The sequence below is a fragment of the Chamaesiphon sp. OTE_75_metabat_556 genome, from assembly GCF_031378165.1.
GTDB lineage: Bacteria > Cyanobacteriota > Cyanobacteriia > Cyanobacteriales > Chamaesiphonaceae > Chamaesiphon.
This window is the reverse complement of the sequence record NZ_JANNDR010000576.1, coordinates 1-5,816: the sequence shown is the minus strand read 5'-3', so window position 1 is coordinate 5,816 and position 5,816 is coordinate 1. Positions and strand designations below refer to the sequence as shown.

The following is a 5,816-nucleotide window of genomic DNA, read 5'->3' as shown; positions in this document are numbered from 1 at the left end:
ATCTATATTCATCGATTAGGGGATAGGGGATAGGGGATAGGGGATAGGGAGTGAAATTTGGAATTTTTTAATTCAATAACCGATCGCTACACATTGATATTTATTTATTACCGACTTTTTCCGACTTGTTACTAGTATAAGATTCCCGACTCGATCCGACTGACAGTATTTATGCGGAAGTTTATAGTTGGACTAACACCTCAGTATTGGTACGTAAGTCATGACTTTAATTCTTTCCGATCGGCGAATCGATCGAATTCAAACAGATTTCTCGATCGCGATTCAGCCGCTACTTGATCGTTATTTCCAACCAAATTATTTAACAGATCTATTACAAGAGTTACCAGCTCAATTCAATCGCCCACAGCCCCGAAAGTGGGCGCGGATTGATTGGCAAAGTATTAACTCCGATCTGATAACTGGGATCGAGCCATCGTTATTTTTAGCCATTCTCAAAGGCGCGATCGATACCGAAGCCCCGATTCGCGATTATACCCAGACTAGTCGCCAATATCTCGATCCGATTCATCCCCAGATGGCTACATTTGTTGGTGGATCGATCGATACCAATGGGAACACTAATAGTAAAGGAATCTGGGAGTTAGAAGAATGTCGTCATGCACCAGCACTGATGGTCATTTATCACCGCTTGAGCGGTGAAAAGATCGATCCAAATCCCAAACTGGCACGAGCTTATCAACCGACAAATTCTCCTAATGACGATCTTTACCAACATGGGTTATCGCGAATTTTCACTGAATATGGAGCGACCTGTTTATATCTGTGGCTAATTGGGCATTCTACAGGAACACTGCAACAAGTACTAATCGAAATGCTCCAAGATGAAATCAATCATTTGATTAAGTTTTGGGGGTTTGGGATCTGGTTGTATCCAGCGGCTCCAGGACTGCGATTGCTGAGAGGGTGTAGATATTTGTTACCACGTCGATCTGCAAATGGGAATCTACTCAAAACTTACCAAAGGATGCTGTCTGTACTTCACTGGCAGCAATGGACATACCAACATCGGTGGCAGATCGTCTCGACGTTTTATCTCGTCATGCAGCGGCTATTAGCTTGGCATCACAGCTTGACTCCAGCAGATCTTGATCGCATTTTTGGGGCATCAGCAGATCGATTAACAAACTATAAATAACTAGATCGATTAAATATATGAGTACTCAATTAATTACCAAATTACCAGCTATTTTAGATCCGACTAAAATGCCCCAACATGTGGCAGCAATTATGGATGGTAACGGCCGCTGGGCGAAACAACAAGGATTGCCAAGGATTGCCGGACATCAACAAGGTGCTAAAACTGTCAAATCCTTATTAAGGTGTTGTAAGGACTGGGGTATTGCCAACTTCACTGTCTATGCTTTTTCTACTGAAAATTGGGGGAGACCAGCCGCAGAAGTCGATTTTCTGATGCGCTTATTTGAAGGTTTATTAGATAGCGAACTATCCCAGATGTACGCTGAAGGCGTGAGAATTCGATTTCTAGGCGATCGATCTCAAGTCCCGATCAGTCTCCAAAAAATGATGGATAGATCGACGGAGAAAACTCGCGATAATCGCGCCGTAACTTTTAATATTGCGATTAACTATGGCAGTCGTCATGAAATCCTCCAAGCCTGTAAATCGATCGCTACTCAAGCGCAACTCGGCACATTAGATCCCCACCAGATCGATGAATCCATCTTTGCTAGACATTTGGATACGCATGAATTACCCGATCCCGATCTCTTAATTCGGACCAGTGGCGAGCAGCGACTGAGTAATTTTTTGCTCTGGCAACTGGCCTACACCGAACTCCATATTACCAATACCCTGTGGCCGGATTTTAGTAATGATGAATTCACGCAGGCGATCGCCGATTATCAGCAGCGTCATCGGCGGTTTGGGAAAGTTTAGAGGGTAGGGAATAGGGAATAGGGGTTAGAGTGCGGAATTGGGATCTCTATCGATCGGTAGATCTTGCCAAACCTTTACCTACTCTTGTCATCAGACCTTAATTTAGCCCGAATGACTAGACTCGATCGACTGTTTGGGCGATGTGTTCTGACCTGTAATTGCGATCGACTTACTAGACCCCAGCCGCAGACTGATGTAGGATAAATATTAATGATTGTTAACAAAACGGTACTTAGTTTGGCTACAAACTCATAATTGCCACTTATCTGTCGATAGAGCGGTGTCTAACTGACAGTAGCAAAGACTGTGCTGTACTCATAAATCCTGGAGATCTAAACCGCTACATGACTTTATCGATCGATCCGAATCCAGCCACCGCGCTGTCCCCGAAGATTAAACTCAAACACATCGTCCAATCTTTACCAAAAGAAGTCTTTGCCAAAGACAACACCAAAGCTTTCCTGATGACGGTCAAAACGATTGTCTCCGTCACCCTCGGCATGACAGCAATCGCCTATGCGCCTTGGTATCTCTTACCTTTTGCTTGGGTATTCACAGGTACAGCGATGACTGGCTGCTTCACGATCGGACATGACTGTGCCCACCGCTCCTTTTCAAATAGCCGCAAGGTCAATGATATCGTCGGTCATCTCTTTATGTTGACCCTGATCTATCCCTTCCATGGCTGGCGGTACGGACACGCAAAGCACCACAAACACACCAATAAAATGGATGTAGACAATGCTTGGCAACCGTGGCGGCCGGAAGCTTATGCTGATGCCCCAACATGGCTGCAAGTTGTCTATCAGGCAATGCGCGGGCGGTTATGGTGGTTGGCTTCATTACCCCACTGGGCAGCAGTCCACTTTGACTGGCGCAAGTTCCCAGCCGGCAAAACCAGAGATGATGTCAAATTCTCGGCGTTGTTTGTAGTTATCGGTGCTGCGTTGATTTTCCCTGTAATGCTTGGGACTTTAGGTATCTGGGGATTCATCAAGTTTTGGGTATTGCCGTGGTTGGTATATCACTTCTGGATGAGTACGTTTACGATCGTCCACCATACTGCCGCAGATATTCCGTTCAATCCTGAAGGTGAGTGGAACGAAGCGATCTCGCAGTTATCTGGTACCGTACATTGTGACTACCCTGCTTGGGTTGAGTTCCTCTGTCACGATATCAATGTCCATGTGCCACATCATATTTCGATCGCCATTCCTTCCTACCGATTGCGGGAAGCTCACGCAATTATTAAAGAGAACTGGGGTGAATATATCAAGGAACGCGAGTTTAGCTGGGAATTGATGAAAGACATCACCGATAAATGTCATATCTACGAAGAGAATGAATTTTATCAAAGCTTCCGTGAGTTTCATGCCAATAACTAGCATTTCCTAGGAATACTTACAAAATCATTGAATTTAAATCAATAAACAGGGTGGGCAAATGCCCATCTTTTTTTCACTATCCACTAGATATCTCGCACTAAATCACCACAATCGGGTTCGGTATGGCTGATAATCAAATAATCGATCCTAGTCAGATCGATTTCTCTCTTAGCATTTCTGGATCTTATCTGTTAGTATCACCATAATTATTCACCACTGCCTGCTTAATTCAATCGATCGATCAGATGAGTTGGCGATTGCCATGATATGTTCATAGTCGCCCACAATAACAGTGGATTGCTAAATAGATTAATCTCGATCGCGAGTTTATTCACAGAGCTGTAACTTAAATGCGGATTAGCCGATCGCCCCGATTTCTAGGGAATAGGTGGAAAGTTTTGTATAATAAGTAGCTAGATTGAGTCTAAATTTGGGCATCGACAATCTAGGCGTTGACAGGTAGTACAGGTTTTAACAGAATTCTGATTTGGACTCTCAGTTGCGCCAGTCCATTTTGAAACAAGTTGCTGCCACTCATGATATTGATGCGTCTAGTTTTTGCGACCAAGGTTTCCGCAGTGAAGCTTTTTCGGGGGTTATTTAGACCAAATATCCTACTGCCCATAGCTGGGTTTGTTGGTGCGATCGCGGTGTGGTGGATAATTGCCCTGTTCCGGCGGGAAATGATGCCTACGCCACCAGAAGCACTCCTCAAGAATTTAGATTTTATTTTAGATCCGTTTTACGATCGCGGCCCTGGTGATCTTGGGATTGGATGGTTACTATTGGCAAGCTTGCGACGAGTTTGTATTGGCTTTTTGCTTGGAGCTGTGGTGGCAATTCCGGTGGGAATTTGGATTGGGTTATCCCGCAATGCTTGGCTAGCCTTGAATCCGATCGTGCAAGTCTTTAAGCCCGTTTCTCCCCTGGTGTGGTTGCCGATCGCCCTAGCGATTTTTAATGCGGCAGAACCTTCCGCCATTTTCGTGATTTTTATTACCTCACTCTGGTCTACCATCATCAATACGGCGGAAGGAGTTCGCAACGTTCCCAAAGAATACTTAGAAGTAGCACAGGTCTTGGAAATGCCCCGCTGGAAACAACTCACCAAGATTGTGCTGCCTGCCAGTTTGCCCTACATCTTTACCGGATTACGGATCAGTTTGGGCATTGCTTGGCTGGTGATTGTGGCAGTGGAAATGCTCACAGGGGGCGTTGGGATTGGATTTTTTGTTTGGGATCAGTGGAACCGCCTGAATGTGAGTTCGGTGTTTTTAGCGGTATTTGTAATTGGGTTAACAGGTCTAATTTTGGATTACGCCCTCGCTAAATTACAAACCATCGTGACTCGCCGCCCTGCGCGCTCTTAAACTGTGGAGACTCCCATGAATACACGGCGGACAAGACGAGCTTTCCTGCAAGGGATTGGTGCTACTGGTTCCGCGATCGCATTTTCGAGCTGTAGTCAACAATTCTCGCGCAACCCCGGACGGTTGTCAGCAGCAGCCCTCGCGATGCAGCCAATCATTGACCCTGCCAGCCTAGAAAAGCCTAATCTGACGATCGGCTATGTTCCAGTGAATGACTGCGCGCCGTTCGCCGTTGCTTGGGAAAAAGGCTTTTTTCGCAAATATGGCTTAAACGTCACCCTCAGTCGAGAAGCCAGTTGGGGCAATTCTCGCGACGGCATCATTTTTGGGCGATTAGATGCCTCACCAGTGGTCTCTGGCGCGGTCACTAATGCCCGCATGGGTGCAGAAGGAGCAAAGCCCTTTCCCCTCTGTGCAGCGATGACGATTCATCGCCACGGCAATGCCCTGACGATGAATCACCAACTCTGGGATGGTGGGGTCAGACCCTGGCACAGCTATGGTGGTGATTTAGAGGCGTTTGGTCGCGATTTACGCAACTATTGGAAAAATTCTCCTGTTGACGATCATGTTTGGGCGGTGGTGCAGAGTTCGTCCATCTACGAGTATTTTGTTCGCTACTTGCTCGCATCTGTGGGCATTGACTCTCTCCGCCAACTCCGGCTGATAATCACGCCGCCACCGCAAATGGTCAGCAATACCCGCATCAGTGCGATGCAAGCTTATATGGTCGCGGAACCATGGAATACCCGCGCCATTTCTGGGAATGAAGGAATTGGCTTTACTTTCATCCAAGGGCGGGAAATTTGGCAGGGGCACCCCGATCGGCTCTTGGCTGTAAAAGAATCTTTCATTCAGGACTATCCCAAAACCTATCGATCGCTAGTCAAGGCGACGATCGAAGCTTGCCAGTATTGCAGCAACCCTGCCAATCGCGAAGAGGTCGCCACCATCATTTCCCAACGCTCTTTTACTGGAGCAGATGTTAAATTTACTCGACCTGGAATTGTGGGCAGCTTTAACTATGGCGGATTTGACAACCAACCCCGCATGATCAACAGTTCGGAGACGACCCTTTTCTTTGATATGCCCACGTCAACGATTCCCCACGACCACTCAACTTTTCTTTGGCAGTCGCAAAGCC

At 46.4% G+C, this 5,816-nt stretch carries 5 protein-coding genes; all 5 read left to right on the top strand.

What is annotated here, in order from left to right:
• Positions 1 to 220 precede the first annotated feature (220 nt).
• The gene (locus tag RMO27_RS22705) at positions 221 to 1,156 is read left to right on the top strand and encodes a ferritin-like domain-containing protein (RefSeq protein WP_309736806.1); all 936 of its coding nucleotides are present in this window, start codon (positions 221 to 223) and stop codon (positions 1,154 to 1,156) included.
• 17 nt (positions 1,157 to 1,173) lie between these two features.
• A complete protein-coding gene (locus RMO27_RS22700) occupies positions 1,174 to 1,917 on the top strand; it encodes an isoprenyl transferase (protein ID WP_309736805.1) in 744 nt (247 codons plus the stop codon).
• Positions 1,918 to 2,261: 344 nt separating this feature from the next.
• Positions 2,262 to 3,302, top strand: coding sequence for a fatty acid desaturase (locus RMO27_RS22695; RefSeq protein ID WP_309736804.1), 1,041 nt, complete (start codon positions 2,262 to 2,264; stop codon positions 3,300 to 3,302).
• Between the two features lie 545 nt (positions 3,303 to 3,847).
• Positions 3,848 to 4,672 (top strand): nitrate ABC transporter permease, encoded by an 825-nt coding sequence (ntrB, locus tag RMO27_RS22690; protein ID WP_309736803.1) that lies wholly within the window; start codon positions 3,848 to 3,850, stop codon positions 4,670 to 4,672.
• 15 nt (positions 4,673 to 4,687) lie between these two features.
• Positions 4,688 to 5,816 (top strand): CmpA/NrtA family ABC transporter substrate-binding protein (locus RMO27_RS22685; RefSeq protein ID WP_309736802.1); only part of this gene is annotated, 1,129 nt, incomplete at its 3' end.

Coding starts and splice junctions, on each gene's coding strand:
- RMO27_RS22705 (WP_309736806.1), top strand. CDS start 221: ATGACTTTAATTCTTTCCGATCGGCGAATCGATCGAATTCAAACAGAT.
- RMO27_RS22700 (WP_309736805.1), top strand. CDS start 1,174: ATGAGTACTCAATTAATTACCAAATTACCAGCTATTTTAGATCCGACT.
- RMO27_RS22695 (WP_309736804.1), top strand. CDS start 2,262: ATGACTTTATCGATCGATCCGAATCCAGCCACCGCGCTGTCCCCGAAG.
- ntrB (WP_309736803.1), top strand. CDS start 3,848: ATGCGTCTAGTTTTTGCGACCAAGGTTTCCGCAGTGAAGCTTTTTCGG.